We start from the raw sequence: 26,362 nt of genomic DNA, 5'->3' as shown, positions 1-26,362 counted from the left end.
GGCATAGAGTCGGAAATGTGTTCGACGACCTGCCGCCGGATGACGATCGGCGTCGTCGAGAATCTGGACGTCGCGAAGGCCCTGCTGTCCATGACGACGGCGGACTTGGCGAGCACACCGCGGCATCCTGCGTTGGCGATCGCCGACAGCAGCGGCGGCGTGGTGGAGAGCACCACCGCGCACGGCGAGGCGACGATCATGAATGTCATGGCCCGCAACTGCGCCGAGACCGCGGGTGGCCGGCTCTATGAGCTGCACGCCGGCGACCTGCGGGACGATCTGAGTCGTGCGACGCCTTCGCCCGGCGATCGGATTTCCCGGCCGCTTCGGGCGGAACTGGGACGCTCTGGTCGACTGTCTTGATGATCTTCACGGCCATGCCGCTGGTGAGGCGGCGATCGCCGCGGTGGTACACGGCGCCGACGCTCTTCTGGTGATCGAGCACTTCATTTTTCTGCTGGACGAGGTGTCAGCCGAGGAGTTCGCGGCCGAGATCGGCGACTCGGACGTTGTTGTTTGCGTCGAGGGAGTTTTCCTCACAGTGGCCCTGGATCTCGCGGTCTGGCGCCCGTGACCACCTGGATCCTGAGTGACGAGCTCTGGCTTGACTCGTCAGGCCGGCCCAGCACTTACGAGTTGGTGCGTGATAGCGGGTGAGGTGTCGTGCCAGGTGGATGACATGATCCCGCTGTGGCGACCATGGTCAATCGGGCGGTGCTGGCGCATCGGCTGTTCACGGGGCTCTCCCGGCATCATCTTGCGTGCCTGGTCGAAGAGTTGGCTGAGCCGTGGCGGGCCGGGGCCGAGGGTCGTCGCCATGCTGCACGGGGCAGGGCCCGTAAGCGGGCCGAAGGTGCCGGCGCCCGCCATCAGCTGATGTTTGTCGACCGGCTGGTGGCCACACTGATCCATCTGCGGCACGACCTACCGCACTCGGTGCTGGGGCTGCTGTTCGGTGTCGACCGTTCCACCCTCACCCGGGCGGTCGGAGAGGTGCACACGTTCCTGGCGGAGCGCGGGTGCGCGGTTCCCGACCGTCCCGGCCTGCGGCTTCGGACGCTGACGGATGTTTTTGCCTACGCCCAGGCCGAAGGCGTCGAGTTGCGTTTGGACGCCGCCGAGATCCAGGTCCGCCGGCCACCGGCCGGCCGCGGCGGTCGGCGCGCGTTCGTCTCGGGCAAGAAGAAGCAGAACACCGTGAAGGCCACCGTGATCGCCGACTGGCGGGCCGCACGTTATGGGCCGATGCCCTGCGACCTGGGCGTATGCACGACGCCACTGCCGCCCGCAACGAAGGCCTCGCCGTCTGCTTCCGGCACTTCCCCGACGTCGGGGTCCTACCTGCTCGACGCCTGCCCGGCCGAGCCGAGGCGCCGCGAAGACGCGCCACTCGACAAGCGGATAACGCTCCCCCTGATGGACACAGCCCGGACCGTCGCCGGGTCAGTGCGAGCTGGCGGGGACGGGCGAGAGTCGGTAGCCGCCCTCATGGGAAACGACGCGGCCGGCGGTGGGCGGTGCGAAGTGGGTGCCCAGGACGAGGGTGTCCGTGTCGGCGAGTGAGGCGATCAGCTGTAGGCGCGAGGTCTCGGACTGCGCTGGGTCGATGTCGACGCAGGCGCCGATGGCCGGGTGGGCGAGCTGGACCGGGTGGTGGATGCAGTCGCCGGTGATCAGAGCCGTCCGGCCGTGGCTGGTCAGCTCGACGGCGACGTGGCCGGGGGTGTGGCCGGAGGTGGGGATCAGGCGCAGGCCCGGGGCGACGTCGACGCCCTCGGCGGGGACGTCGACGAGGTCAAGCAGTCCCGCCTCCTCCACGGGGATCACGGAGTCGCGGAACATCTGCTCGCGTGCCTCGTCCATGTCGTACCCGGCCCAGAACTCCCGCTCGGTGCGGGAGGTCAGGTAACGGGCATGGGGGAAGGTGGGCACCCAACCACCGTCCACCTCCCGTGTGTTCCAGCCGACGTGGTCGGCGTGCAGGTGGGTGAGGATCACCAGGTCGACCGAGTCCGGGGGGAATCCGGCGACGGCCAGGCGCTGCAGGTAGTCGGTATCCAGGCCATGCCAGGCGGGATTGGCCCGCTCCTTGCCGTTGCCGATGCCGGTGTCGACCAGGATGCGCAGGCCGCCGAGGGTGAACGCGAAGCTGTGGCTGTCGATGCGGAGGGTGCCCTCGTCGTCGGCGAAGTGGGGACGCAGCCAGTCCTGCGCGGCGACGAGGTCCGGGGTGGCGTCGGGCAGCAGCCACGGTCCGGTGGCGGGCGGCAGGAGGACCTCGTCGATGCGGTGGACGGTGACGTCGCCCACGGTCCAGGAGGGGGCGGCGGTCAGGTCGGTGGCCGGGTGGTTGTGGTGGGCAGTGCTCATGATCGTTCTGTCCTCTGGGTCTCGTTACGGAAGGTCGTTGTGCGCGTGGTGGACTGTCCTGCCCCTTGACACGGTGAGTGCGGCCAGGGCCGCGACGGCGAGCAGGGCGGCGGCGATGGCATAGGCATGGGCGGCGGTGCGCAGCCCGTAGTGCTGGGTGGCGGCGCCCGCGGCGATGGCGGGCAGGCTCATGGAGAGGTAGCTAAGGACGTAGTAGGCGGCCAGGGTCGAGGCACGGTCCTGCGCGTCAAGGGAGGCGAGTGTCATGCGCAGCGCCCCTTGGGAGACGGCACCGAAGGCGATCCCGGCCAGAGCCGCGCCGCCGTAGACGGCGGGCAGGCCGGCGCCGTGCAGACCGCTCAGCGTCAGAGCACCAGCGGGTACGACGGCCAGGCTCCCGCCGACAGCGACGGCGTACGGCGCCGTGCGCCGCAGAATCCACACGGTGAGCGTGGCCGCAGCGGTCAGCGTGAAGAAGACCATGCCGCCGGCCGCCTGCGGGGCACCGGGGGCCACCAGGCGCACGAGCGCCGGCCCGAGGGCGGAGTAGAAGCCGCCCAGGGCCCAGACAGCGACGACACCGGTACCGGCCGCCAGCAGAGCGCGACGCGCCGACAGGGGCACGGCGAGCTCAGGGCGCAGCGAACTCAGGGCGCCGGGGTGGGGGCGGGCCGTCTCCGTCGTGAACATGACCGCGACCGCCTGGGCGGCGAAGAGGACCGCGAGCACGACGTACACGGTGACCGTGGGGGCGGGCACGAAACGGATGAAAAGGGTGGAGGCCAGGGCGCCGGCGGCCATGCCCGCCACCGGGGCGATGCTGTTGGCCAGGGCGGACCGGCCCGGACGCCGGGGGTTTTCCAGGTCGAGGAGGGCCGCGCCCGCGGCGCTGGCGGCCGCGCCAGTGGCCGCCCCCTGCAGGACGCGGGCGGCGGTCAGTGCACCGGCGCCGTCCGCCGAGGCCAGCAGCGCCATGGAGGCGGTCTCCACCGCCAGGGCCCCCACCAGGACGGGGCGTCGTCCCAGGTGGTCGGAGAGTGCTCCGGTGGCGAGCAGGGCCAGCAGCAGGGCCAGAGCGTAGGCGCTGAACACCACGGTGATGGCGAGCGCGGACAGGTGCCAGGCGTCCTGGTAATGGGGGTAGAGCGGGGTGGGTGCACTGGATGCCGCGAGGAGTGCGGCCAGGACCGAGGCGTTCAGGACGAAGGGCGCCGCGCGGTTGGCCGTGCGGGGGCGGGCGGCTTGGTAGGGACGGCGTGGCGCGGGTGCTCGGGGAGTGACGGTGGGCATGGGACTCCTCATGCACTAAAAGCAATGGGTTTGCTTTAAGGAACCGTAGACCCTACAGTGGACTAACGCAAATGCTTAGCTTTTGTAGCCGAAGTGGGCGCTTCGCCGCTTCGGCCCGAGAAGAGAGAGATCCATGTCCGCCGTAGAGCTCACCCCGCCGGAAGCGGCCCGCTGGGCCGCCCGCGCCGGGCTCCCGCTGCCTGCCGACCGCCACGCCGCGGTCGCGGCCACCGCCCACCACATCCACTCCGTCGTCGCGGTCCTGCGGGAGCTGGACTTCGGGGACACCCCGCCCGCCCCCGCCTACCGCGCTGAACAGGAGAAGCCCTATGCAGCCGCATGAGCTGTCCCTGACCGCAGCCGCCGACGCGATCCGGGCACGGCAGCTGTCCCCCGTCGAGCTGGCGGACTCGGTCCTTGAGCGCATCGCACAGGCGGAGCCGCGCCTTCGGGCCTACGTCACCGTCACCGCCGAGCGCACCCGCACTGCCGCGCGTGCAGCCGAACACGACATCGCGGCCGGCCGCTACCTCGGTCCGCTGCACGGCATCCCCATGGGCGTCAAAGATCTGATCGACGTCGCGGGCACGGCGACAACGGCCAGCTCCCGGGTCCGCGGCGACCACAGTGCACAGACCGACAGCACGGTCGCCGCGCGCCTGGCGGAGGCCGGTGCGGTCCTGCTGGGCAAGACGCACACGCACGAGTTCGCCTATGGCCTGACAACCCCACAGACCCACAACGCCTGGGACACAGGCCGGGTTGCCGGCGGATCCAGCGGCGGGTCCGCCGTTGCCGTCGCCGCGGGCATGGCCACCTTCGCCCTGGGCACCGACACCGGCGGATCCATCAGGGTGCCCGCCGCGCTCAACGGGGTCGTCGGCCTCAAGCCGACCTACGGGCTCGTCCCCCGGCACGGTGTCACATCCCTGTCCTGGTCACTGGACCACGTCGGCCCGATCGCCCGCACGGTCGAGGACGCGGCCCTGGTCCTGGCCGCCCTGGCCGGGCACGACCCCCGCGACCCCGCCTCCCTGACCACACCCGCCACGGACTACCGGCCGGATGCGGGCACGGACCTGACGGGGCTGCGGGTCGGCGTGCCGCGCACCTACTACTTCGACCAGGTCGCCCCCGAGGTCGAAGCCGCCGTCCGGCGTGCCATCGACCAGCTTCAGGCGCTCGGCGCACGCCTCGTCGAGGTGGAGATCCCCATGACGCGCTACATCCAGGCCACGCAGTGGGGTCTGATGGTGCCCGAGGCCACCGCCTACCACGAGGCGACCCTGCGCGCGGTCCCCGAGCTCTACCAGGGCGACGTCCGCGTCCTCCTCGAGGCAGGCGAACTGATGCCCGCCGGAGACTACCTGCGCGCCCAGCGCTCCCGCACCCTCATGCGGCAGGAATGGGCCCGCATGCTCACGGAGGTCGACGTGATCGCCGCCCCCACCGTCCCGGCGACCGCCGTCACGGCCGGTCAGGAGACGATCACCTGGGCCGACGGCACCGTCGAGGGCGTCTCCGACGCCTACGTGCGCCTGTCGTCCCCCGCCAACATCACCGGAGTACCGTCCCTGTCCATGCCGGTCGGCCACGACACGGCGGGGCTGCCGATCGGCATGCAACTGCTCGGGCGACCGCTCCAAGAGAGCGTGCTCCTAAGGGTCGGCCACGCCTACGAGCAGACCCAGCCCGTTCACGACCTCGCACACGCGACGTGAACGAAGGACGGGACCCGGCAGCATCGCATGGGCAGGGTGAGTGCCCGACGGCCGTGCCGCAACCGTCGGGCACTCACCCGCTCTCGACGACACAGCCTGCGCGGGCGTTCCCCGAAAGTGCCCGAGCGGTGACGGCGCCGAGGGCGATGGAGCGGACAGACCGCACCGCGCATCTCGCAGCGCGGAAGACGACCAGCCCAGCGCCTGGACGACGTCTTTTGTGAGCACGAGGGGGCGGATCACGCCCGCGCCATGAAGGTCTCCTCCCTGCGGGCGTGCACCGAGGCGGCGCCGGCCACACGACTCGCAGCGAGAGAGGCTCGTCGAACGGTGGCCCAGCGGGTCACTAGACGCAATGATTTCGCTTTAAGGTGGGTTCCATGAGCAGGCAGATGGTACGCCCCGGTGGGCGGAGCGCCCGGGTCCAGGCATCGGTGCACGCCGCCGTGCGCGAACTCGCCTCGGAGGTGGGCCGCGACGCCCTGACGGTACCGATGATCGCCCAGCACGCGGGCGTGACACCGTCGACGATCTACCGCCGCTGGGGGGATCTGCAGGAGCTGTTGTCGGACGTGGCGGTCGAGCGTCTGAGGCCCGAGACCGCGCCCGGGGACCACGGTGCCCTGCCAGCCGACCTGACGGCCTGGGCCGAGCAGTTCCTCGACGAGATGTCCTCCCCCGCCGGCCGCGCCTACATCCGTGACGCCCTGCTCGGCGACCCGGACGGCAGCAACGCCGGCCAGTGCTCGGCCTACGCCGCCGAACAGATCGACGTCATCCTCACCCGTGCGACAGAACGCGGGGAGAAGACGCCGGACGTCGAGACGGTCATCGACGGCGTCGTCGCCCCGCTCATGTACCGCATCCTCTTCCGCCCGGACGGACTCGACGCCGCGTACGCGCGTCGGCTCGTGACAGCGGTCCTCGGCCCGACCGGCGCCATCTCCTCCAGGACCTGCCGATAGGTCTCCTCCGGCAGCCGGTCGGGGCAGCGCACATGCATCACCGTGCCCTGTCCCGCCGACAGCAGCTGTGCCGTCATGACGTCCACCTCCCACTCCTCACGTTATCGAACAGAAAATCGAACACGCGCCGTCAAGGCGTCGATCGTGGACAAAGAATCAAAAGTGCGTTCGATGACCTGCCGCCCGATCTGGAGCGCCTGCACACGCTGCGGGTGCGGCACGCGATGTGGCTTCCCGTATCGACGCGAAGATCGAAGCTGTGCGCCAGCGGCAGACCGAGATCGAGCGGGGCCGGGCGCGCCGGCCGCCGCTGCCGGAGTGGACGGTCGAGCTCGGCATCGGCGCCGGCCGACCGCCCGTGCAGGTCCACGCCGGGGACTGCTACACGGCGGGCAAGCGCCGCCGGCCCGTCGACCGTGACGAGGCCCGCCGCCTGCTGGCCGACGGCCTGCGCCTTTGTACGCACTGCCGGCCCGACACCCGCCTGAACGTCATCGACTTGTCCGACGGCCCCACCGCAGCCCCCAGGCCCACGCCGCCGGAAGGACACCGCCGATGCACCCCGCTCCCCCACCACCGCTCACCGAACCCGACCCGTCCGCCTCGTCTGCCTGGGCAGCCAGGCCGGACCCTGCGCCGCCTGCCAGCGAAAGACCCACAAGTACGGCCACGGCGGCATGCCGCTGTGCCATGGTGCGCCACGCCGGTCCTGAAGCAGTGGGGTCCGCACGTGCACCACCTCAGCACCCACCCCTGAGCTGCGGCCAGCCAGCGGGCGGGAAGAGTGGTCAGTGCGTCGAGGGGATGCGGGCGCCGATCTCTCGCACCAGGCGGTCCGCCTCCCCCGCGGCCGTCCCGCCTTCCTGCGCCATCGTGCGCAGCACTCGCAGCAGGTCATGTGCCTCGTCGAGGGTCAGCAGGCGCAGAGGTCTTCCTCCGCGACCCCGGCCGGCGTCCTCGTCGGCCGGGGCCACAGACATTTCCACCGTGACTTGCCGAGGCTGCCGACGTTGCCCAGCTCATGGACGACTACGACCACCTCGACCTCGACGAGATCGACTTCGCACCCGTGGAGCACGACACGAAGCGGCGTCCAGCAGGCGACGGCGGCCCTCGCTCAAATCGACGGATGGATCGCGGTGGAAGAGCGGCGCGAGGCAGAGCGGCGACGGGGTGAGGAGATGCGGCCGCCTCCTCCCGAATGGCTGATCCAGTACGGGCTCAACCGCACGAACGTCGACGCCGTGCGCACCGGCGAGACCGGTTACGTATGCGAGTGTCCTCACACGCTGACCTGCGTTGTACTGGCCGTGGTGACGACTCATCTGTGTGCGTGTGGTGATCCCTGTCCGTCGAGATCGTGGCGGTTGGCGTTGGTGATCTTGATTTCCATTCGCCCCACTCGTGGTGGCTTGCCGGCGCGGGCCGCCGCATGACCCATCGACACGATCCGGATCTGCCCTGGGAGACGTCACTGCGCCGGGACGATGCCCGCAGCGGGGATGCCGAGTGGTGGCGTGACGCAGTCTGCTACCAGGTGTACCTGCGTAGTTTCGCTGATGGAAACGGCGATGGTGTCGGAGACCTCGCCGGGCTGCGCCGACGCCTTCCCTATCTGTCCGAGCTGGGTGTGGACGCGGTGTGGGTCAATCCCTGGTACCCCTCTCCGATGGCCGACGGAGGTTACGACGTCACCGATTACCGGGCCATCGATCCCACGTTCGGGAGCCTGCCCGAGGCCCGCGCGCTGATTGAGGAGATCCACGCCGTGGGGCTGCGCATCCTGATCGACCTGGTGCCCAACCACGCCTCCTCGCAGCACCCCTGGTTCGAGGAGGCGCTGGCCGGCGGTCCCGGCTGCGCGGGACGGGACCGTTTCATCTTCAGGCCGGGCCTCGGGCCGGATGGTGACCTGCCTCCCAACAACTGGCGGAGTGTCTTCGGCGGCTCGGCCTGGACCCGGGTCGTCGAACCCGACGGCATGCCCGGAGAGTGGTACCTGCATCTGTTCGCGCCTGAGCAGCCCGACCTCAACTGGGACAATGCCGAGGTCCGCCGGGAATTCGAGTCGGTCCTCAGGTTCTGGTTCGATCACGGCGTCGACGGCATCCGCATCGACGTCGCGCACGCCATGATCAAGGCCCCAGGTCTGCCGGACCTGGGGCCGGCAGACATCGAACTCATCGGATCGGCCGCCCATCCAGGCCATCCTCACTGGGACCGTGAGGGGGTCCACGAAGTCTTCCGTCACTGGCGCGCGGTGGCCGACTCCTATGCCGAGCCCCGCGTGTTCGTCGCCGAGGCGTGCGCGCGCAATCCAGAACGCCTCTCCCGCTACGCCCGGCCCGGAGAACTGCACACCGCCTTCAACTTCGACTACCTGACAACCCCGTGGCGCGCGGCGCACATGCGCACGGCGATCGACAGCTCGCTGACGACGATGGGCGCCGTCGGCGCGCCGGCGACCTGGGTGCTCTCCAATCATGACGTCGTGCGACACCTGACCCGCTACGGGCGGCCGCAGTCCGACGGGCCGGTGCATGATCTCGCCGATCATCTTCTCGCCGGTCCGTTCGACCTGGAGCTGGGCACGCGTCGGGCCCGTGCGGCCGTTCTGCTCACGCTGGCTCTTCCGGGTTGCGCCTACCTCTTCCAAGGCGAGGAACTTGGCCTGTGGGAGGTGGAGGACCTGCCTGACGAGGCGTTGCAGGACCCCATCTGGCGGCGCTCGGGGCATACCAACCGCGGTCGCGACGGCTGCCGTGTGCCGATGCCCTGGTCCGGCGACACCCCGCCCTTCGGCTTCAGCCCCGACCACGCCGGATCAGCCCCCTGGCTGCCCCAGCCGCAGGAGTGGAAGCGCCTCACCGTGCAAGTGCAGCAAGGTGATGAGCAGTCGATGCTGGAGCTGTACCGGCGGGCGCTGCACATCCGCAGGCTTCACCCGGCCCTGGGCAACGGGGCATTGGTCTGGGATCCCCTCGCCGGCCCCGGCGTGCTGTCCTTCACCCGTCTCCCCGGTTTCCAGTGCATCGTCAACTTCCGCCCCGACGCCCTTCGGCTTCCTGGCCACGATGGTGTGCTCCTGAGCAGCGTTCTCCTGGAGAACTGACGTCTGCCCGGCGATGCGGCCGTGTGGCTCACCCGATGACACCGACGTGCCCACCAATTGGACCTGGAGCCTCGGCGTGGAGCGCCCATGACACGAGTCTGATGCAGGCCGGTGCCACCCAGATCGGCCTGCGACGGTCCGGCGACCGGCTGACCGCCGGGCAGCGCCGAACGCGACACTACGTCGTCGGCCATCAGACCGACGGACGCACGTCCAGACACGTAAGCCCTTCACGGGTTGTCCGGGAGTCTTTAAGCTGGCATGGCGTAACCAGTCACATCCGTAGCGTAATCAGACAGCGAGTCGGCGATCGTGCCCCTTGCTCTCCCTGAGCAGCCGGTCACGGAGCCCGTTCCCAGACAACGAGCTGCTCCCCCTCCCGGGGCCGACCAACCTCCTTGAAACCTCGACTGCGATCGCTCTGATCGCCTCTCCTCAGGGCCGGCTACCGACTCCGGTGTTCTGCTGCTCCCTGATCAGCACCCCGCGACATGCAAGCGACGGAGACCATCATGGCCACCAGCTACTGGTTCAACGTCCTGGACTACGGTGCGACCGCCAACGGCGTCACCGATGACACCACCGCAATCCAATCCGCGATCAACGCGGTGCCCTCCTCCGGCGGAACCGTCGTTTTCCCGGCGGGCACCTACAAAATCTCCTCCGCCTTGGTGGCCCGCTCCAACCTGATCCTGCAAGGCGTCAGCGACGGCTCGTCGGTGATCGCGCAGAGCAGCACCACGGCCAACGGCCTCACCGGCTCGGACATCACGAGGCTCACCATCCAGGACCTCACCGTCCAGGGACCGGGCAGCGGCAGCGGTAAAGGAATCCTGCTGACGCGATCGGCGAACCCCGCGACCGTCTCGCTGACGTTCTCGCGCATGACGGTGAAGTTCTTCGGCAACACCGGCATCGAACTGTCCAACCCGATCGTGTCCACGTTCACCGCAGTGACATCGGCCAACAACGGCAATCACGGCTGGGACATCCACGGTGTCCCCGGCGGCGCGGCCGGGACGAGCTGCTCGTTCATCGCCTGCTACGCCGACATCGTCACCAACGCCGGCTTCCGTCTCGACACGATGGCCTACTGCTCCTTCGTCGGCTGCGCAGCGGACCACTGCGGCATCGGCTACGAGGTGACCGGCGTCGGAAGCCAGGGCATCAGCTTCACCGGATGCGGAGCCGAGTCCGCGGTCAACCGCGGCACCGGATACAACGGCTACAGCTGGAAGATCAACGCAGCCATCGGCGTGGGCCTGTACAACCCCTTCACCTACAACAGCCCCAACGTCAGCATCTGGGTCACCGGCGCCGCCCGAGCGGTCAGCATCCTCGGATTCGCCGAGAACACACCCACCGGCACGGCGGTCAACTCGATCAAAGTCGACTCCGGCTGCTCGGCCACCCTCGGCGACTGCAGCAACGTGGAACCCCTGTCGCTGGCGGGCAGCACCAACATCATCAACGACACCGCCGGCGGCACCGTCGCCGCCGGATTCGTCTACGGCGCGGACTCCGCCTACTACGAGGGCACCGTCTCCTCCGGCACCGCACCGACCGCGGCCGAGCACCTGACGCGCAAGGACTACGTCGACGCCAAGGTCAGCCCCGCCCCCGTCACCCTCACCGACGCCCCCACCATCGCCACCAACGCGGCACTCGGCACCCTCTTCCGCGTCACCCTGCAAGGCAACAGGACCCTGGGCACACCGACCAACCCCACCAACGGCCAACGCGTGACCTGGGAACTCATCCAGGACGCCACCGGAAACCGCACCCTCACCCTCAGTTCGGCCTTCGTCAAGGGCACCACCATCCCCACCGTCACCCTCACCACGACGGCCAACAAACGGGACTTCCTCACCGCGATCTACAACGCCACCACGAACAAGTGGTACGTACTCGAATTCGTCAAGGGATTCTGAGCTGCAGGGACCGGGGCGAGAGCGCGACCGCAGTGATCCACTTGCCGGGCCGCCCCGACCGGGGAGAATCGGCTGTAGGGCACCACCGTCATTTCCCGGCGAGCAGAGCCGGGCGGCGGGGCGGATCAGGCCCTGGAGCGGGCGGCTGCCGCGGTGCTCCGACGAGGACAGCCCTCTCATCGGCGCTGGGCGTTCTCCCGCCGCTGTCGCCATCGCTCAAGCAACCCGGCGCCCCACAGGAGCAGGAACCCGATCCTCCTGTCGCAGGCTGGCCACGGAACAAGTCCGCCCGGCTGATGGGCGCTACCGAAAGCCGAGGTGTCATTGGTGGGCCGGCCGACGCGGAGGGAGAGGCGCAAGGAGGCTTGGGGGCCTGCGTTCGTACGTCAGCGCAGAGATCTCACCGCCAAGGGCATGACCCTGCCCGGACACATACCCGACCTTCGCCGCGCCGGTCCTGGACGGATCGTCGTGCTGGTGCCCGCGCACGACGAAGAAGCGCTGATCGCCGAGACTCTTCAGTCGCTCGCGGCCCAGAGCCGCCCCGCGGACGAGGTCATCGTCGTCGCCGACCGGTGCACCGACCGCACCGCCCAGATCAGCACAGCCCACGGCGCGCGGGTCGTTGAATCGGTCGGGAACACGCAAGCCAAGGCCGGTGCGCTCAACCAGGTCCTGGACGAGTTACTGCCACGGCTGTCCGACGAGGACGCCGTCATGGTCATGGACTCCGACACCTCATTGTCCCCTGAGTTCATCGCCAGGGCAGCCCGCCGCCTGCACGAGCAGGAACCCGGCCTGCCGCCCATAGGGGGCGTGGGCGCAATCTTCTTCGGCTACCCCCTGCACGGTCTGGTCTGCCACCTCCAGGACAACGAGTACGTGCGCTACGCACGTGAACTCCACCGCCGCCGCGGCCGCGCCGACGTCCTGACCGGCACCGCCTCCCTCTACCCGGCCAAGGCACTGCGTCAGATCCAGCGAGCCCGCGCAGAGAGCACCCTGCCGAGGGGAGACGGCGTCTACGACGTGGAGTCGCTGACCGAGGACAACGAACTGACCCTCGCACTCAAACAGCTCGGATACCGCTGTGTGTCCCCGTGCGCCTGCATCGTGGGCACCGAGCTCATGCCCACCTGGTCGCGGCTCTACTACCAGCGCTTGCGGTGGCAGCGCGGCGCCCTGGACAACCTCAGAGCCTACGGCCTCACCCGCGTCACGCTGCCCTACGTGTGCCGGCAAGCGCTCACCTATCTGAGCGTGGCGTTCGTCCCCTTCTTCCTCACCGTCCTGGGCTACTACACCGTCACCAAGGGTTTCCCCGGAGTGCCGTGGTTCTGGGCCGCGGTCACCGGCATCGCGGCCTTCGAACGCGTCTGGGCATCCAAACGCGGCGGCTGGAAGGCCCTGCTGCTCGCCGTTGCAATTGTGCCGGAAGTGCTTTTCGACCAATTCCTCAACGTGGTCTACGCCAAAGCTCTCATCGATATCCTGGCCCGCTCCGACGCCACCTGGGAACAAGCACGCGGCCGTAAGAAACGCCTCCGGAGGCTGCTGGTCACGACCTGCGGTCTGGTCCTCCTGCTGACCGGCGTCGTGGGCCTGGCCTTCGCCTGCATCGCGCTCGGCATCGCCTGGCACCTGATCGCCGTCTTCGTGCTCTGTGGTGTCACCGCAGCAGTCATCCGCCTCAGTCGCCTGTATCCCCTCGGACTGCTGCTGTCCCTGCCCAACGGAGAACCGAAGCACGACGAGATGCCACCATGGCGCCAACCAGGGACATCAGGGCCGGCATCGACCGGCTCCGTACACCCACGATTAACGGACGTGCGCAGCCGGACGTGCAACAGTCATCACCGACCGCTCCACAGCGCATGCAACAAGGACGGCCTCGGGGGTGACGACGCCGGTGCCGTCGAGGAACACGACCAGGTCGTGGTCGCTGGAGGCGGTGCCGAGGATTTCGTCCCGGCCGCTGCTGTGCACGGTGCTCCGGTCGCCCGTACGGGAGGGCCGGTGCACGACGATCGGCGCGCTGGTCACGCCTCCCAGCGTGCCCCGGCCCGGTTCGGTGGGCGAGTCGGCCCAGGACATGAGGGAGCGTCGCCGGTCCGGTCGAAGCAGGTCGGGTCGCCGGGGCCCGGGTCATACACAGCCCGGCCGCCGGCACCGAATTGCCTCAGCTCGTTTGCCAACGCGACACCGGTGTCGACCTCGTCCTACGCCAAGCCGGTGATGTCGAGCAGCAGACCTTCCGGCGGCGGCCCGCCGACCAGTTCGGCGTGGCGCGCCGGTCCGGCCGCCGGCCCGGGCGGTCACGGTCGGCGCCTTAGACCCGGCGGCTCAGCAGCTGGTTCTCATCACGGTCCATGCCGGGTCCGGTCGTGTCACTGGCGGAAGCGTGAGATCCAGGTGCCGCCGGTCTTCTGCTCGGGCATGGGCTAGTCGTGCTCCTGGTGCGCGTGCTCGGTTTGCTGGGCTTGGCGTTCGGCGGTGAGTGGCGCGTTGCCTGCAGTCGTCACACAGGTGCGGGTGGGTCTCCCTCGGGGCATCCGACCCGGCGGGCTCGATGGCCCTCCACCGTGCGTCGGTGTACCGGGTCCCGCAGTTGGCGCACGCGGGGCGGCGAGGCTCCCGCTCGGCCTTCTGTTGCTCGGCGGCGCGGCGCAGCTGCTCCTTGTACTCGCGCTCGCGGGCTTCGTATTCGACCTGCTGGCGGGCGGGCGTCGTGGGCTTCGCGGCGCGGGTTGCCGATCGCCTCCAGGAGCGCCTGGTTGTGCGGGGGGGCCGAAGCGTCGGAAGATCACCCCGGCCGGGCCGTTCTCTTGGAGTTGTTTCATGCCGGTGACCACGATGGGGAGCTTGCCGTCGTACATGTGGAAGCCGTCGTGGGCGATGCCGCGCCAGTGCCGTCGGGTCAGGTCGGCCAGCTGCGCGCTGACGGTGCCCGGGTTGCGTGGGCCGACGCGGTTGAAGACGAGCAGCAGTGGCGGGTGCGGCTGGTCGCCGCGCCGTCCGTCTGGCGCCCACCAGCGGGTGCGCCACATCGGCCGCTCCTTGCCATCGACGTCCTTCACCTTCCGCTGGCAGAACCGCACGTACTGGTCGATCTTCGCAGCGAGGACCTGCGCGGACTCGTAGCAGTTGTCAATCTCCACGAACAGCAGCGACACCCTGTCCTCGGGCGCGGTGAGGACGATGTGCCAGCGACCATCACGACGTCGCCCTGGTCGACCACGAAGGCACTCTGTCAGCTCGGGCCCGGATCACCGACGACCTCGACGGCCTGCACCGACTCCTCGAGCTTTCTACCGCCCAAGGCGACACCGCGAACCCCCGATCCCTGTCGCGATCGAGACCTCCCGCGGCCTCCTCGTCGCCTGCCTCCGCGCCACCGGCCGGCCCGTCCACGCCATCAACCCGATGGCCGCCGCCCGCTACCGCGACCGCCACACGGTCACCCGCAGAAAGTCCGACCACCTCGACGCGATGGTGCTCGCGAACATCCTGCGCACGGACAAGACCGCCCGCCGAACCCTGCCCAACGACAGCGAACTCGTCCAGGCTATCGCCGTCCTGGCCCGCGCCCAACAGGACGTCGTCTGGGACCGCATCCAAGCAGGCAACAAACTCCGCTCCCACCTGCGCGAATACTTCCCCGGCCTCCTCGTCGCCTTCCAGCACACCCGCGAAGGGGTCAGCAGCAACGTCGCCCGCGCCGTGCTGGCCGCCGCCCTCACTCCCGAAACGGCGGCCGAACTCACCCGCGCCCAGCTGCGCTCGCTGCTGAAGAAGGCCGGCCTCCAGCGCGGCATCGAAGCGGAGTCAGAACGCCTCCGAGACGCCCTGCGAGTCCCACAGATGCGCCAGCTCCCACAGGTCGAACAAGCCATGGGACGCCAGACCGTCGCCCTGCCCAGACAGCTCGATGCCGTCTGCACCGGCGTCGCCGACCTCACCGAGGCAACGGCGCAGTCTTTTGACACGCACCCGGACGCCGAGATCATCACCAGCTTTCCAGGGCCCGGATCTCTCACCGGCGCCCGGGTGCTCGCCGAGATCGGCGACGACCGATCCCGCTTCACCGACGCGAAAGGACTCAAAGCCTTCGCCGGGGTGGACGCCATCGCCACCGACCTCGAAGCCTCACCCCGCATCGAGTACCAGCACAGTCGCCAATGCCTCGCGGGCTGGACACTGACGCCCGCGATCTGGAACCACATGGTCGCCCAACTGCAGGAATGGCCCGGAAACCAGGCCATCACCGACGATCGGAAACGACGCACCGTCCCTGCCCTACCTCTGGGCCCCGCGTCACCCAGGACGGGTACTTCTTCTACCCTGCCCTCCATACATCGGAATCGACCCAGAAGCCTGCCCCATCCGGAAGTACCACCGTAGATTCCCCTGCACCTGGCTCAGACAGACGCACGACCATCCCCGCTACCGCGAGCTGAAGGTGCTACTCGACGACCACGCCGAGCAACTCGCCACCGCAATCGACGCGATGCGACCACGACCGGTCGTCGCCAGCAGCCTGCCGGAGTAGCGGCAGCCCGCCGCCAAGACTGGCCCACGGACACCTGCGCTGCGTCCCCTGCGGGCGTGGTTCCCGTTCTACTCCGCAGGCTCGCGCCAGGCGGCGACGAGGTCGTGGAAGCGCGAGAATCGGGCGCCCGGAACAGTCTCGCCACTGACCCTCTCGCCATTGAGCCAGCAGATGTCGAAGATGTCGGTCTCGCACACTGGCGGACGCTGCCGACTGGTCTGGCGTGCGCCTGGCCTGATGCGGTCCTGCGCAGTGCGGGAACGCTTCGTCGTGCGCGCGGCTTGCTGAGGCGACGGATCGGTCGAGCTGTGCCGGAAGTGCGCGGTGGCCACCTGTGACCGGCTGCCGCCGCACATGTCCATGGTTGCCGGGGGCGGGGCGATGACGAGCAGGCTTCACCAACGCTGGGCGGTGTCCAGATGGTGGCGGACCGGTCGTCAGGCCGGGTTCGAGGTGCCGGTGACGACGTCCACCGCGTGGCGGCGGTGGGCGGCGAAGAGGGGGAGGGCGGTCTGGGGGTCGCGGGCGCGCAGGGCTGCGGCCAGTGCGTGGTGTTCCTGGGGGATGCAGCCGAGGTAGCCCTCGGTGCTGAGGCCGATGCGGGTCAGCAGGAACAGGTGGACCTGGCAGCGGATGGTCTCCCAGGCTGCGACCAGACGCTGGTGGCCGGTGGCGGCGAACACGGCATCATGGAAGGCGATGTCCAGGCGGACCATGGCGTGCGGGTCCGTCGTGCGGTCCATCACGCCGACCGCCTTCTCGATGACCGCGAGGCTCTCGTCCGAGGCGTGCGCGATGACCTGCTGGACGGCGAGATCCTCAAGCGCGCCGCGCAGGCTGTCGAGCTCGGCGACATCCTCTTCGGACAGCGTCGTGACCACGGTGCCGCGGTGCCAGGCGCAGTGCACGAGTCCCTCGCGCTCCAAAACGCGCAGAGCCTCACGCACCGGGCCCCTGCTGACCTGCAGCACGCCGGAGAGTTCCACCTCTCGCAGCGGTGCCCCGGGGGCGTATGCACCGCTGAAGATCGCCTCCCGGATCCGGTCGGCAACCTCGTCGGCCAGTCCGCGACGGCGGGCGGGGGCCACCACGCGATCTCCTGTGAGTTGCGTCTTCTCCATGTCGTGATGTTAACATTTCATCGTTGTCGCAATGTCAACATTGCGACAACTGGAGTCGCCGGTCGTTCGTCCAGCCAGGAGAGAGGCGTTTCCCATGAAGGTGTTCCAGATCGGTGCCGCCGGAGGTGTCGGCAGGAGGCTCGCCGGTCTGCTGTCCGGGCGCGGTGACGAGGTGACCGGCATGCACCGCAGCCCGGCCCAGGCCGACACGATCCGCGCGACCGGTGCGAGGCCGGTCACCGGCGACCTGATCGCCGACTCTGTCGACGAGCTCGCAGCCAGGCTCGCCGGGCACGACGCCGTGGTGTTCTCGGCCGGCGCCCACGGAACCGGCATGGACAAGACCACGCTCATCGACGGCAAAGGCCTGGAGAAGGCAGCCGCTGCGGCCGAGGCCGCCGGAGTCGCGCGCTTCGTCCTCGTCTCGGTGTTCCCCGACGCCCTGCGCGGCGAGGGAGCGTCCGAAGGCTTCGAGCACTACGTCAGGGTCAAGAAGAGTGCCGACGTCCATCTCACCCGCACCGGCCTCAACTGGTTGATCGTCCGCCCGGGCACACTGCTGGACGGACCGGGTACCGGACGGGTCGCCGCCGGGCCCGCCCTCGAGTACGGCGACGTGCACCGCGACGACGTCGCCGCGTTCATCGACGCCGCCCTGCACGCGCCCGCCCTCAGCCGCGTCATCGTTGAGCTGACCTCCGGCGACACCCCCGTCGCGGACGCGGTCGCCCGCCTCGCCGCCTGAGCCCGGCGCTCCTGCCCACCCCTGCATCCCCCACCAGAGAAGGAAAGCCACCTTGACTGCGATCGATTCCTACAGCCACGGCGTCTCGGGCGAGCGCGAGTTCGGCTTCGCCCAGGCCATCAAGGTCGAGCACACGATCTACGTCTCGGGCCAGCTCTCCCACAACGCAGAGGGCAACTTCCTCCACCCCGACGACTTCGACGCCCAGAGCGAGCAGATCTTCGCCAACTTCGAGAAGGTCCTCGCCCACTACGGCGCCACCCGCAACCAGGTCGTCTCCGAGACCCAGTACATCGTCGACCTGCCGAAGTACAACAACGCCATGGCGGCCGCCAACCTGGCCTACTTCGGTGACCACCGCCCCACCAGCAGCACCATCGGCGTCGCGTCGCTGTTCTTCCCCGGTCAGCTCATCGAGACCAGCTTCATCCTCGACACCCGTCTGCCCGCCTGATGGCCACGGCGTACTGGAGTTCGGTCTTCACCGGCTCCGCAGACGCGATATGGGCCGTCGTCCAGCGCTTCAACGGCCTGCCCGACTGGCACCCGGCCATCCGGGCGAGCGAGATCACCGGGGGCGGCGACGAGATCACCCCCGGCGCGGTCCGGGTCCTCACCGGGGCGGACCACAGCATCTACCGGGACCGGCTTGTGGACCTGGACGACGCCGACCGGACGCTGACCTACGAGATCGTCGAGGCGCCGCTGCCGGTCCGCGGCTATCGCTCGACGCTGCACGTCCAGCCCGTCGCCGACACCGGCGGCGCCTTCCTCAGCTGGCAGGCCACCTTAGTCCCGGCTGAGGGAACCACCGCCTCGCAAGCCACCGCAGTCCTCGAAGCGGCCTACGCCCCTGCCCTCGCAGGACTCCACACGGTCATCGCCTGACACCGGACGACAGCCGACCAGCAGATGCCATCAATCACCGACCACGAAAGAAGCACCACCCGCATGACTTCCCTTTTCACCCCCCTCACTCTGCGGTCCCTGGAGATACCCAACCGGGTGTGGATGTCCCCGATGTGCATGTACTCCGCCGCCCCCCAGGGCCCGGACACCGGTGCACCGACCGATTTCCACCTCACCCACCTGGCCTCCCGCGCCGTCGGCGGAGCCGGCCTGGTCATGGCCGAGGCCACCGGCGTCCGCCCGGACGGGCGCATCAGCCCCTGGGACCTGGGCCTGTGGAACGATCGCCAGCAGGAAGCGTTCACCCGCGTCACCGAGGCCATCAAGGCCCACGGCTCCGTTCCCGCCGTCCAGCTCGCGCACGCGGGCCGCAAGGCGTCCGTCGACAAGCCCTGGCTGTCCGACCGCTACGTTTCCGAGGACGAGAACGGCTGGCAGGCCGTCGCGCCCAGCCCCGTCGCCTACCAGGGCCTGCCCGTCCCCCACGAGCTCACCGTGGACGAGATCCAGCAGCTCGTCCACGACTTCGCCGACTCCGCCCGCCGCGCCCTGGCCGCCGGATTCCAGGTCGCCGAGGTGCACGGCGCCCACGGCTACCTGATCAACTCCTTCCTCTCCCCAGCGTCCAACCAGCGCACCGACGCCTACGGCGGCGGCTTCGCGAACCGCATCCGCTTCGCCCTGGAGGTCGTCGACGCCGTCCGCGCGGTGTGGCCCGAGAGTCTGCCGGTCTTCTTCCGCACCTCGGCCACCGACTGGCTGACCGAGGACGCGGAGGACGAGCGTGAGGGCTGGACCGGGGAGGACACCGTCCGCCTCGCCAAGGAGTTGCAGGCCCACGGCGTCGACCTGCTGGACGTGTCCACCGGCGGCATGGTCCGCGATGCGAAGATCGTCGCCGGACCGGACTACCAGGTGCCCTTCGCGGACCAGGCCCGCAACCAGGCCGGCATTCCCACCGCTGCCGTCGGCATCATCACCGAGCCGCAGCAGGCCGAGGACATCATCACGAACGGGCAGGCCGACGCGGTCCTCCTCGGCCGCGAACTCCTGCGCAACCCCTACTGGCCTCAGCATGCCGCTCTCGCGCTCGGCGCCGAGCCGACCTGGCCGGACCAGTATGCCTACGTCGTCAAGAGCCGCGAGCGCTGACACCCCCGCAGCCTCATCACTAACGGCCGTGCTGCCCCTACAAGGGCCTCAACGTGCCGGTCCATCTCATCGGGAGGCCCCATGAACCACCTTCAGGACAAGGTCGTCGTCGTCACCGGCGCCTCCTCAGGCATCGGCGCGGTCAGCGCCAAGGCCCTCGCCGCCCGCGACGCCAAGATCGTCGCCGCCGCCCGCGGCCAGGAAGCCCTCGCCCAGCTCGTCACCGACATCAACGAGGCCGGCGGCACCGCCATCGCCAGGCTCACCGACGTCGCCGACATCGCCGACGCCGCCGACATGCAGGCGCTCGCCGACTTCGCTGTCGAGCGGTTCGGCCGGATCGACGTCCTGGTCAACAATGCCGGTCTGATGCTGTTCTCCTTCTGGAAGGACGGCGCGATCGACGACTGGAACCGGATGATCGACGTGAACATCCGCGGCTACCTCAACGGCGTCCAGGCCGTCCTTCCGGCGGCATGCTGCGCCAGAAGTCCGGCCACATCCTGAACATGGACTCGGTGGCCGGCCACCAGGTCGGCGACGGCGCCGGTGTCTACAGCGCGACGAAGTTCTTCGTGCAGGCCATGACCGAGTCCATGCGCAGGGAACTCGGCGTCCACCAGGGCATCAAGGCGTCCACGATCAGCCCCGGCGTCATTGACACCGGCTGGGCCGACAAGGTCACCGACCCCGCCGGACGCAAGGCCGCCCAGGAGCTCAACGCCCTCGCGATCAGCCCCGAGGCCATCGCCGATGCCGTCGTCCACGCCCTCGACCAGCCCGCCGATGTCACCGTCAACGACCTGGTCATCTCCCCCACCCGTCAGAACTGGTAAGCGCCAGGCACTCCACACCGCACGGAAGGAACACCAGGCCCATGTCCGGTCTTGCCTCCCCCATCCCCCGCTTCCACCTCGCCGTCCCGGTCGACGACCTCGACGCCGCCCGCCGCTTCTACGGCGAGACGCTCGGCCTGGCACAGGGCCGCAGCGCCGACACCTGGGTGGACTGGAACCTGCACGGCCACCAGCTCGTCACCCACCTCGCCCCGACCCGCACCGAACAGATACACAACCCGGTCGACGGCCACGACGTCCCCGTACCGCACTTCGGGCTGATCCTGACCATCGACGCCTTCCACCGGCTCGCCGACCGGCTGAGCGCCGCGGACACCGACTTCGTCATCGAGCCCTACGTGCGCTTCGCAGGCGAAACCGGCGAGCAGTGGACGATGTTCCTGCTCGACCCGGCCGGCAACGCCCTGGAGTTCAAGGCGTTCGCCGACGACTTCCAAGTGTTCGCCACCCCATGACGCCGGGACCCTGCGGCGCGCCCCGGCCGTGAACTGGCAGGTACCCCAGCTGTCGATGGGCTGGTGGCTCAACGACCGGGACAGGCGTAGCACGGTCCTCGACCAAGAGGCCGCCGCTGCCACTGATCCACGTCTCAACCAACCCGGCGCAAGCGCGCCGCAACCTCAGACTGGAGACACAACATGTCGACACCGACCTATGTCGCTGACCACATCGCCATCACCGAAGTGCTGGAAAAGTACAACCAGGGCGTAGCCAAGGCCGACAGCTCGATCATGAAGCCCGCGTTCGCCGAAGAGGCGACGATTTTCGGCGTGGAGAACGGCAAACTCTCCGGCGGCGCGATCACGGCCCTCTACCAGGGGATCGACAGGGATTTCCACCCCTCGCCGGAAGGCCGCGCCGTGATCGCCTACATCAACGTGACCGGCACTGCCGCCAATGCGCGTGTTGATACCAACGATGTCTCCGGCCTGTGCTTCACCGACTACTTCAACCTGTTGAAAGTCGATGGCACGTGGACCATTGTCAGCAAGATCTACCACACCAACGACGCGCCGAAATCGTAGCTGCGCACACGGCCGGGCGGGCATGAGCTTCCCCTCCTCGCGGTGGACGCGTGGCGTGAGCTGACCTTGAGGTTGCCGGAAAGGAACCGTCCAGGCCAGCAGCACACCCGTCTCAGTTCCGTCAGAGCGTGAGCGAAATCCGGCGAGCAGCGGACGATGATGTTCCCGCTCGATCGGGCCGGCAACGCGCTGGAGTTCAAGGCGTTCGCCGTCGACTCCAAGTGTTCGCTGCCTGACACTGACATCTTCTGTGTCGATGGAGGGCTTTCGGAGGGGCTGCCCGCCTATCCCATTGGGCAGCCCCTGTTTCATAGGTGGCCGCTCATGAAACACCCACCCGCGTGACGCTCCCCCTGCGGTGATCATTTTTCATGAATTGTCACAGACGGTCAGACGCCTGAAACACCGAATGGTGACGACGATCAAATTTCGACAGGCGTCGAAGCTGCATGGCGACTGGCGGACCCGGCACCCCCGCGCGGCGCCGGGCGGCCGCCAGGAGGCGCCGATGGCGCGACGCATTCGCGCCCGACCAGCACACTTCCCTTTTTGCCTCTATGGGACTTTAAAGTGCATACTGTTGCATTCGGCGTACTTCTCCTACGGTCGGAAGCGACAAGAACCCCACTGAACGACAGGGATGATCTTTCGTGTCCGCACACCTTTTTGACCCGCTCACGATCCGCGACGTCACCTTCCGGAACCGGATCGCCATGTCCCCGATGTGCATGCACTCCGCGGACGCCCAGGGGCGCGCCACCGACTTCCACACGGTGCACTACGGCGCGCGTGCACTGGGCGGCGCCGGCCTGGTGATGCTGGAGACGGCGGCGGTACTGCCCAACGGGCTGATCGGGCCGGGCGACCTCGGCATCTGGAGCGACGACCACGTCGCAGGCCTGTCGCGCATCGTCGAGGTGATCCATCGTTTCGGCGCCAGGGCCGGCGCCCAGATCGGCCACGCGGGGCGGCAGCTCGGCGTGGAGTCCGAGACCGCGGTGGCCCCCTCCCCCATTCCCTTCAGTGACGGTTCACGCGTTCCCCAGGAGCTTGGCGTCGGGGACATCAAGGAGGTCGTCGAGGCGTTCCGGAATGCGACGGCACGGGCGAAGGCCGCCGGATTCGACGTGCTCGAGGTGCACACGGCGCACGGCTTCCTGCTCAACGAGTTCCTCTCACCCCTGGCCAACCACCGCACGGACGAGTACGGAGGCAGCCGGGAGAACCGCTACAGGATCGTGCGGGAGACCATCGACGCGGTGCGCGGCGAGTGGGACGGCCCGCTGTTCGTCCGCATCTCCTCGACCGACTATGCGGAGGGCGGGAACGTTCCGGAGGACTTCGTCACCTACGGCAGGTGGATGAAGGAGCAGGGCGTCGACCTGATCGACGCCTCATCCGGCGGCATCGCCCCGGTGAAGGTGCAGTCCTACCCGAACTACCAGGTGCCCGCCGCGGATCTGATTCGCAGGGAGGTGGGAATCCGGACCGGTGCTGTCGGCCTGATCGAGAGCGGCCGCCAGGCCGAGGAGATCCTGCGAAACGGCCGCGCCGACATCGTGCTGGTCGGCCGGGAGATGCTGAAGGACCCCTTCTGGGCCCGGACCGCCGCCGACGAGCTGCGCGCCGCCATCGAGGTCCCGTTGCAGTACACCCGCTACGGGTCGGCCTGGCAGCGCTCGCAGCCCCCGCTGCCCGCCGCGCCGATGAACGCCACGGTCTCCTGAGCGGTTCTGCCCTGATCCCGCAACCACCCCGGCGCAAGGGCACCGAACTCGTTGCGGCCGCCCGGGGCTGGGGCGGCTGAAGCGCTCCCGGCACCGGGCGGCGGACCGGCCCGTGCCCGGAGGGGATGCCCCTCCGGGCACGAGATACTCGACAAGGCAGCACGACTCGGAGGTGCCCCATGCCGCGTACGCGACCGTTTGACGACCTGCCAGGCTGCGCGATGGAAGCAACAGTCAAGATCATCGGCGGGAAGTGGAAAGGTGTGATCCTTTTCCATCTGCTCGAGGGGACCATGCGGTTCAACGAGCTGCATCGCCAGGTGCCCGGCATCGCTCCGCGCCTGCTGACCAAGCAACTGCGTGAGCTGGAGGAGGACGGTCTGGTGCAGCGCACTGTCTACCCGGTCGTCCCGCCCAAGGTGGAGTACGCCTTGACCGAGGAGGCACGCTCGATGGAGCCGCTGCTGATCGGCCTCAGCAACTGGGGTGAGCAGTGGTTGGCCCGCCGTGGCATCGTCCTGCCGGATCCCAAGGACGCGCAGGAGGAACCCTCCTCCGCCACGCCGCCGGCACTGTCCGAGGCTTAGCTCGACTCCGTCGGGAGCCTTGAGGTTTCCCGGTGCGGGTGCATGATCAGCAGGCAGGCTCACTGCCATGGTGTAGTTCGACCCAGCTGGTGAGGTGCACGTTGTCCGTCCGTCCCCGTCCCCGTCCCGGTGAGCAGATCCCTCCCGACCGTGCAGGTTGCTCGGGCGAGCAACCTGAAGGGCACGAGGCGATGCGGGCGAGAAACCGGCTCGACGGGCTGCGGCACGACGAGGACTTCGCCGACTGGTACCCGCGTGACGGCCGACCCGGTCTCTCGGGTGCGGCGAGTTGATGCGCGTGCCGGTCAGTGCGAGGGAGGTGATGCCGTCGAGCAGTCGGTCACAGCGAACCGCAGCGTCGCTCTTCGCGGTGACGGTCGGATGCCGAGGGTGGCGGCGATCACGGTGGCCTCCGATGCGTGGGGGTGCCGAGTGAACCGGTGCCCCTGGGGGCAGGAAGAATCAATTCACACGGACGGGCATGGGAACGCTCCCACGGAGCGTAGGAAGCACCGGGGCACCGTCAAGGATTCTGTCGAAACTTGGTGTGCGGCCAGACCGCCCGCTCTATAGGGAGGCCAGGCTCCGTAGGACCGCTGAGGAGACCGACGTGGGCAGGATGCTCAGGGTACGAACCAGCGCGGTTGTCGCCCGGGGGAAGTACGCCTGAGCCGGTTCCCGCTCCAGCGCGCATATGACGTGGCGTGCCGCGCGTTCCGTGCTGACCTGGAAGGGTTTGGGCAGGCTGTCGGCGTTGACCCGGTCGGTCGCCACGAAGCCGGGGTGGATGCTGGTGAACCGGATGCCCTTGGGGGCCAGTTCGACGCGCGCGGCGTCGATGAGTGTGCGGGCGGCCGCCTTCGCGGCGGAGTAGGGGCCTTGGCGTGGGACGCCCATGAGCCCTGCCAGCGAGTTGGTGTGGGCGATCAGGCCGCCGTGCGCCTGGTCTCTCATCTGTGCGATCAGCGGGATGAGGTAGTTGACGACGACGTCGTAGTTCAGCGCCATGATCCGTGACACGTCCGCCACGGTGACCTCGTCCATCGACATGTCCGGTCCCTGACCGGCGTTGAGCAGGGCCACGTCGATCGATCCGTACTCGGCGACGGCGGCTGTCACCACGCCGGCGGCCGCCTGCGGGTCCAGGGCGTCGGCGGCGATGTCCAGGCACGCGCTGCCGGCGGCTCGTACGTCCTTCGCGAGGGCTGCCAGCTCGGGGGCGCGTCGTGCCGTGACGACCAGGCGGTTGCCGCCGTGGCCGAGCCGGCGGGCGACCTCCGCGCCGATCCCTGACGAGGCGCCGACGATCAGGACCGTCCTGCCCGTGATGCTGGCCATGGTGTTCCTTCAGTTGCAGGCGTGGTGGATTCCCCACGGAGGAGGCGTCCACCTTCGCACGGAGAGCGCCGCCGGGCCGAGGTCGGCCGTCCCGGAAAATCACAGTTCGGGCCCTGCCGGGAAATACAGTCGGGGCGATACGTTCCCCTTTCTCCGCTTCGGACCGACCAGAGGAATCGACCATGGCACGCCCCTATGACGTCATCGTGATCGGTCTCGGCGGTATGGGCAGTGGCGCCGCCTGCCATCTCGCAAGGCGGGGCCGGAGGGTTCTCGGGCTGGAGCGCTTCCATCCCGTCCACGCTCTCGGCGCGAGCCACGGCGGCTCGCGCATCTACCGCCAGAGTTACGCCGAGGGCTCCAGCTACATACCGCTGCTCCTGCGCTCCCGCGAGTTGTGGGACGCACTGGCCGCGGACTGCGGGCAGGACGTGTTCACGACCACCGGAGGGCTGGTGCTCGGTGCGCATGACAGCACGATGGTCGTAGGAAGCGTGCACAGCGCCCGCGACTGGGGACTGGGGACTGGCCCACGAGATGCTCGACAGCGCCGAGATCCGTCGCCGGTTTCCCACCTTCACCCCCGCTGACGACGAGGTGGCCTTCTACGAGCATGAGGCCGGTGTGGCGCGGCCCGACCACAACCCGCACCACGCCTACATGGTCGGCGACCATTTCAGCGTGCTGCGCCTCGGCACGACGGAGCTCACCGCCTCCCGCGACCGCGTCGCCTCGAGGGACTCACCAACCACATGGCCGGCGGCGCCGAACTCGCCGCTCTGAAGCACGAGTTGTCCCAGGTCCGCGGGGTGGACGTGGATCTGCTGCCGGAGGAGAAGGACCTCACCGCCCCCGCCACGGCCACCGCAACAGAAGACGCGTGAGATTTGTGACGGCAGGCGATGCCGGTACCCCAGCGGGACAACTCTGACGACCAGCCACAAGGCGATCGAAACCGCCACC

At 69.0% G+C, this 26,362-nt stretch carries 23 protein-coding genes and 5 pseudogenes; 23 read left to right on the top strand and 5 right to left on the bottom strand.

Annotated elements, in window-relative coordinates:
- The first annotated feature begins 39 nt into the window (after positions 1–39).
- From Sri02f_RS41910 to Sri02f_RS35190, 3 genes and pseudogenes are all read left to right on the top strand, one after another.
- Complete coding sequence (locus Sri02f_RS41910; protein ID WP_167467684.1) at positions 40–363, top strand: hypothetical protein; 324 nt, start codon at positions 40–42, stop codon at positions 361–363.
- Entirely contained in the window at positions 287–574 is a 288-nt protein-coding gene (locus Sri02f_RS35195; RefSeq protein WP_109005377.1) for a barstar family protein, read from the top strand. Before Sri02f_RS41910 ends, Sri02f_RS35195 begins: the two co-directional genes overlap by 77 nt.
- Positions 575–699: 125 nt before the next feature.
- A pseudogene (locus Sri02f_RS35190) lies at positions 700–1,341 on the top strand (transposase); the annotation flags it as partial.
- Between the two features lie 102 nt (positions 1,342–1,443).
- Here Sri02f_RS35190 and Sri02f_RS35185 read toward each other — a convergent pair.
- A complete protein-coding gene (locus Sri02f_RS35185; protein ID WP_109005376.1) occupies positions 1,444–2,370 on the bottom strand; it encodes an MBL fold metallo-hydrolase in 927 nt (308 codons plus the stop codon).
- Positions 2,371–2,394: 24 nt separating this feature from the next.
- Positions 2,395–3,660: an MFS transporter gene (locus Sri02f_RS35180; protein WP_109005375.1), complete on the bottom strand. Its 1,266-nt coding sequence runs from the start codon at positions 3,658–3,660 to the stop codon at positions 2,395–2,397.
- A 133-nt stretch (positions 3,661–3,793) separates the two neighbouring features.
- On the opposite strand from Sri02f_RS35180, the gene Sri02f_RS35175 reads away from it, so the two are divergent.
- From Sri02f_RS35175 to Sri02f_RS43255, 4 genes are all read left to right on the top strand, one after another.
- Positions 3,794–4,003 (top strand): hypothetical protein, encoded by a 210-nt coding sequence (locus Sri02f_RS35175; protein ID WP_109005374.1) that lies wholly within the window; start codon positions 3,794–3,796, stop codon positions 4,001–4,003.
- Positions 3,990–5,381: an amidase gene (locus tag Sri02f_RS35170; protein ID WP_109005373.1), complete on the top strand. Its 1,392-nt coding sequence runs from the start codon at positions 3,990–3,992 to the stop codon at positions 5,379–5,381. The genes Sri02f_RS35175 and Sri02f_RS35170 overlap by 14 nt, the downstream gene beginning before the upstream one ends.
- A gap of 380 nt (positions 5,382–5,761) precedes the next feature.
- A complete protein-coding gene (locus Sri02f_RS35165) occupies positions 5,762–6,346 on the top strand; it encodes a TetR/AcrR family transcriptional regulator (RefSeq protein WP_167467685.1) in 585 nt (194 codons plus the stop codon).
- 226 nt (positions 6,347–6,572) lie between these two features.
- Complete coding sequence (locus Sri02f_RS43255) at positions 6,573–7,103, top strand: DUF6233 domain-containing protein (RefSeq protein WP_307721062.1); 531 nt, start codon at positions 6,573–6,575, stop codon at positions 7,101–7,103.
- A gap of 31 nt (positions 7,104–7,134) precedes the next feature.
- Here Sri02f_RS43255 and Sri02f_RS41465 read toward each other — a convergent pair whose 3' ends face one another.
- On the bottom strand, positions 7,135–7,326 hold the full coding sequence (locus Sri02f_RS41465; RefSeq protein ID WP_159106833.1) for a DUF6417 family protein: 192 nt from the start codon (positions 7,324–7,326) through the stop codon (positions 7,135–7,137).
- A 452-nt stretch (positions 7,327–7,778) separates the two neighbouring features.
- On the opposite strand from Sri02f_RS41465, the gene Sri02f_RS35145 reads away from it, so the two are divergent.
- The 4 genes and pseudogenes from Sri02f_RS35145 to Sri02f_RS35115 form a co-directional block, all read left to right on the top strand.
- On the top strand, positions 7,779–9,458 hold the full coding sequence (locus tag Sri02f_RS35145; RefSeq protein ID WP_109005370.1) for a glycoside hydrolase family 13 protein: 1,680 nt from the start codon (positions 7,779–7,781) through the stop codon (positions 9,456–9,458).
- A 512-nt stretch (positions 9,459–9,970) separates the two neighbouring features.
- A complete protein-coding gene (locus Sri02f_RS35140) occupies positions 9,971–11,389 on the top strand; it encodes a glycosyl hydrolase family 28-related protein (RefSeq protein ID WP_159106831.1) in 1,419 nt (472 codons plus the stop codon).
- 414 nt (positions 11,390–11,803) lie between these two features.
- A complete protein-coding gene (locus Sri02f_RS44225) occupies positions 11,804–13,834 on the top strand; it encodes a glycosyltransferase family 2 protein (RefSeq protein WP_174855773.1) in 2,031 nt (676 codons plus the stop codon).
- A gap of 781 nt (positions 13,835–14,615) precedes the next feature.
- A pseudogene (locus tag Sri02f_RS35115) lies at positions 14,616–15,505 on the top strand (IS110 family transposase); the annotation flags it as partial.
- Positions 15,506–16,375: 870 nt separating this feature from the next.
- Here Sri02f_RS35115 and Sri02f_RS35105 read toward each other — a convergent pair.
- Positions 16,376–17,059, bottom strand: coding sequence for a GntR family transcriptional regulator (locus Sri02f_RS35105; protein ID WP_109005365.1), 684 nt, complete (start codon positions 17,057–17,059; stop codon positions 16,376–16,378).
- Positions 17,060–17,153: 94 nt separating this feature from the next.
- Between Sri02f_RS35105 and Sri02f_RS35100 the strand changes: the two genes are divergently transcribed.
- The 10 genes and pseudogenes from Sri02f_RS35100 to Sri02f_RS35055 all read left to right on the top strand — a co-directional run bounded on the left by Sri02f_RS35100 (position 17,154) and on the right by Sri02f_RS35055 (position 24,061).
- On the top strand, positions 17,154–17,804 hold the full coding sequence (locus Sri02f_RS35100; protein WP_109005364.1) for an NAD(P)H-binding protein: 651 nt from the start codon (positions 17,154–17,156) through the stop codon (positions 17,802–17,804).
- Between the two features lie 163 nt (positions 17,805–17,967).
- A pseudogene (locus Sri02f_RS35095) lies at positions 17,968–18,258 on the top strand (RidA family protein); the annotation flags it as partial.
- Positions 18,258–18,692, top strand: coding sequence for an SRPBCC family protein (locus tag Sri02f_RS35090; protein ID WP_109005362.1), 435 nt, complete (start codon positions 18,258–18,260; stop codon positions 18,690–18,692). The pseudogene Sri02f_RS35095 and the gene Sri02f_RS35090, both read left to right, overlap by 1 nt.
- 63 nt (positions 18,693–18,755) lie before the next feature.
- Positions 18,756–19,865 (top strand): NADH:flavin oxidoreductase/NADH oxidase, encoded by a 1,110-nt coding sequence (locus Sri02f_RS35085; protein ID WP_109005361.1) that lies wholly within the window; start codon positions 18,756–18,758, stop codon positions 19,863–19,865.
- Positions 19,866–19,946: 81 nt separating this feature from the next.
- Complete coding sequence (locus tag Sri02f_RS43730) at positions 19,947–20,372, top strand: SDR family oxidoreductase (protein ID WP_281261916.1); 426 nt, start codon at positions 19,947–19,949, stop codon at positions 20,370–20,372.
- Positions 20,342–20,701 carry an SDR family oxidoreductase gene (locus Sri02f_RS43725; RefSeq protein WP_281261915.1) on the top strand — a complete coding sequence of 120 codons (360 nt, stop codon included), beginning with the start codon at positions 20,342–20,344 and terminating at the stop codon, positions 20,699–20,701. Before Sri02f_RS43730 ends, Sri02f_RS43725 begins: the two co-directional genes overlap by 31 nt.
- A 41-nt stretch (positions 20,702–20,742) precedes the next feature.
- On the top strand, positions 20,743–21,177 hold the full coding sequence (locus Sri02f_RS35075) for a VOC family protein (protein WP_109005360.1): 435 nt from the start codon (positions 20,743–20,745) through the stop codon (positions 21,175–21,177).
- 183 nt (positions 21,178–21,360) lie between these two features.
- Complete coding sequence (locus Sri02f_RS35070) at positions 21,361–21,747, top strand: nuclear transport factor 2 family protein (RefSeq protein WP_109005359.1); 387 nt, start codon at positions 21,361–21,363, stop codon at positions 21,745–21,747.
- 650 nt (positions 21,748–22,397) lie between these two features.
- Positions 22,398–23,474, top strand: a complete 1,077-nt coding sequence (gene namA / locus Sri02f_RS35060; RefSeq protein ID WP_109005358.1) for an NADPH dehydrogenase NamA — start codon at positions 22,398–22,400, stop codon at positions 23,472–23,474.
- A 221-nt stretch (positions 23,475–23,695) separates the two neighbouring features.
- Positions 23,696–24,061 (top strand): winged helix-turn-helix transcriptional regulator, encoded by a 366-nt coding sequence (locus Sri02f_RS35055; protein WP_109005357.1) that lies wholly within the window; start codon positions 23,696–23,698, stop codon positions 24,059–24,061.
- A gap of 567 nt (positions 24,062–24,628) precedes the next feature.
- Here Sri02f_RS35055 and Sri02f_RS35045 read toward each other — a convergent pair.
- Positions 24,629–25,399 (bottom strand): SDR family NAD(P)-dependent oxidoreductase, encoded by a 771-nt coding sequence (locus Sri02f_RS35045; protein WP_109005355.1) that lies wholly within the window; start codon positions 25,397–25,399, stop codon positions 24,629–24,631.
- Between the two features lie 182 nt (positions 25,400–25,581).
- Between Sri02f_RS35045 and Sri02f_RS44220 the strand changes: the two are divergent.
- Both Sri02f_RS44220 and Sri02f_RS44215 read left to right on the top strand, forming a co-directional pair.
- Positions 25,582–26,041: pseudogene (locus tag Sri02f_RS44220) on the top strand (FAD-dependent oxidoreductase); the annotation flags it as partial.
- Positions 26,021–26,283 (top strand): annotated as a pseudogene (locus Sri02f_RS44215) (sugar ABC transporter ATP-binding protein); the annotation flags it as partial. The pseudogenes Sri02f_RS44220 and Sri02f_RS44215, both read left to right, overlap by 21 nt.
- Positions 26,284–26,362 lie beyond the last annotated feature (79 nt).

Origin of the sequence: Streptomyces rishiriensis (genome assembly GCF_003112535.1) — a bacterium.
Classification (GTDB): domain Bacteria; phylum Actinomycetota; class Actinomycetes; order Streptomycetales; family Streptomycetaceae; genus Streptomyces; species Streptomyces rishiriensis.
Note: the sequence above shows the minus strand (reverse complement) of the source record. Positions and strands in the feature narration are given on the sequence as shown.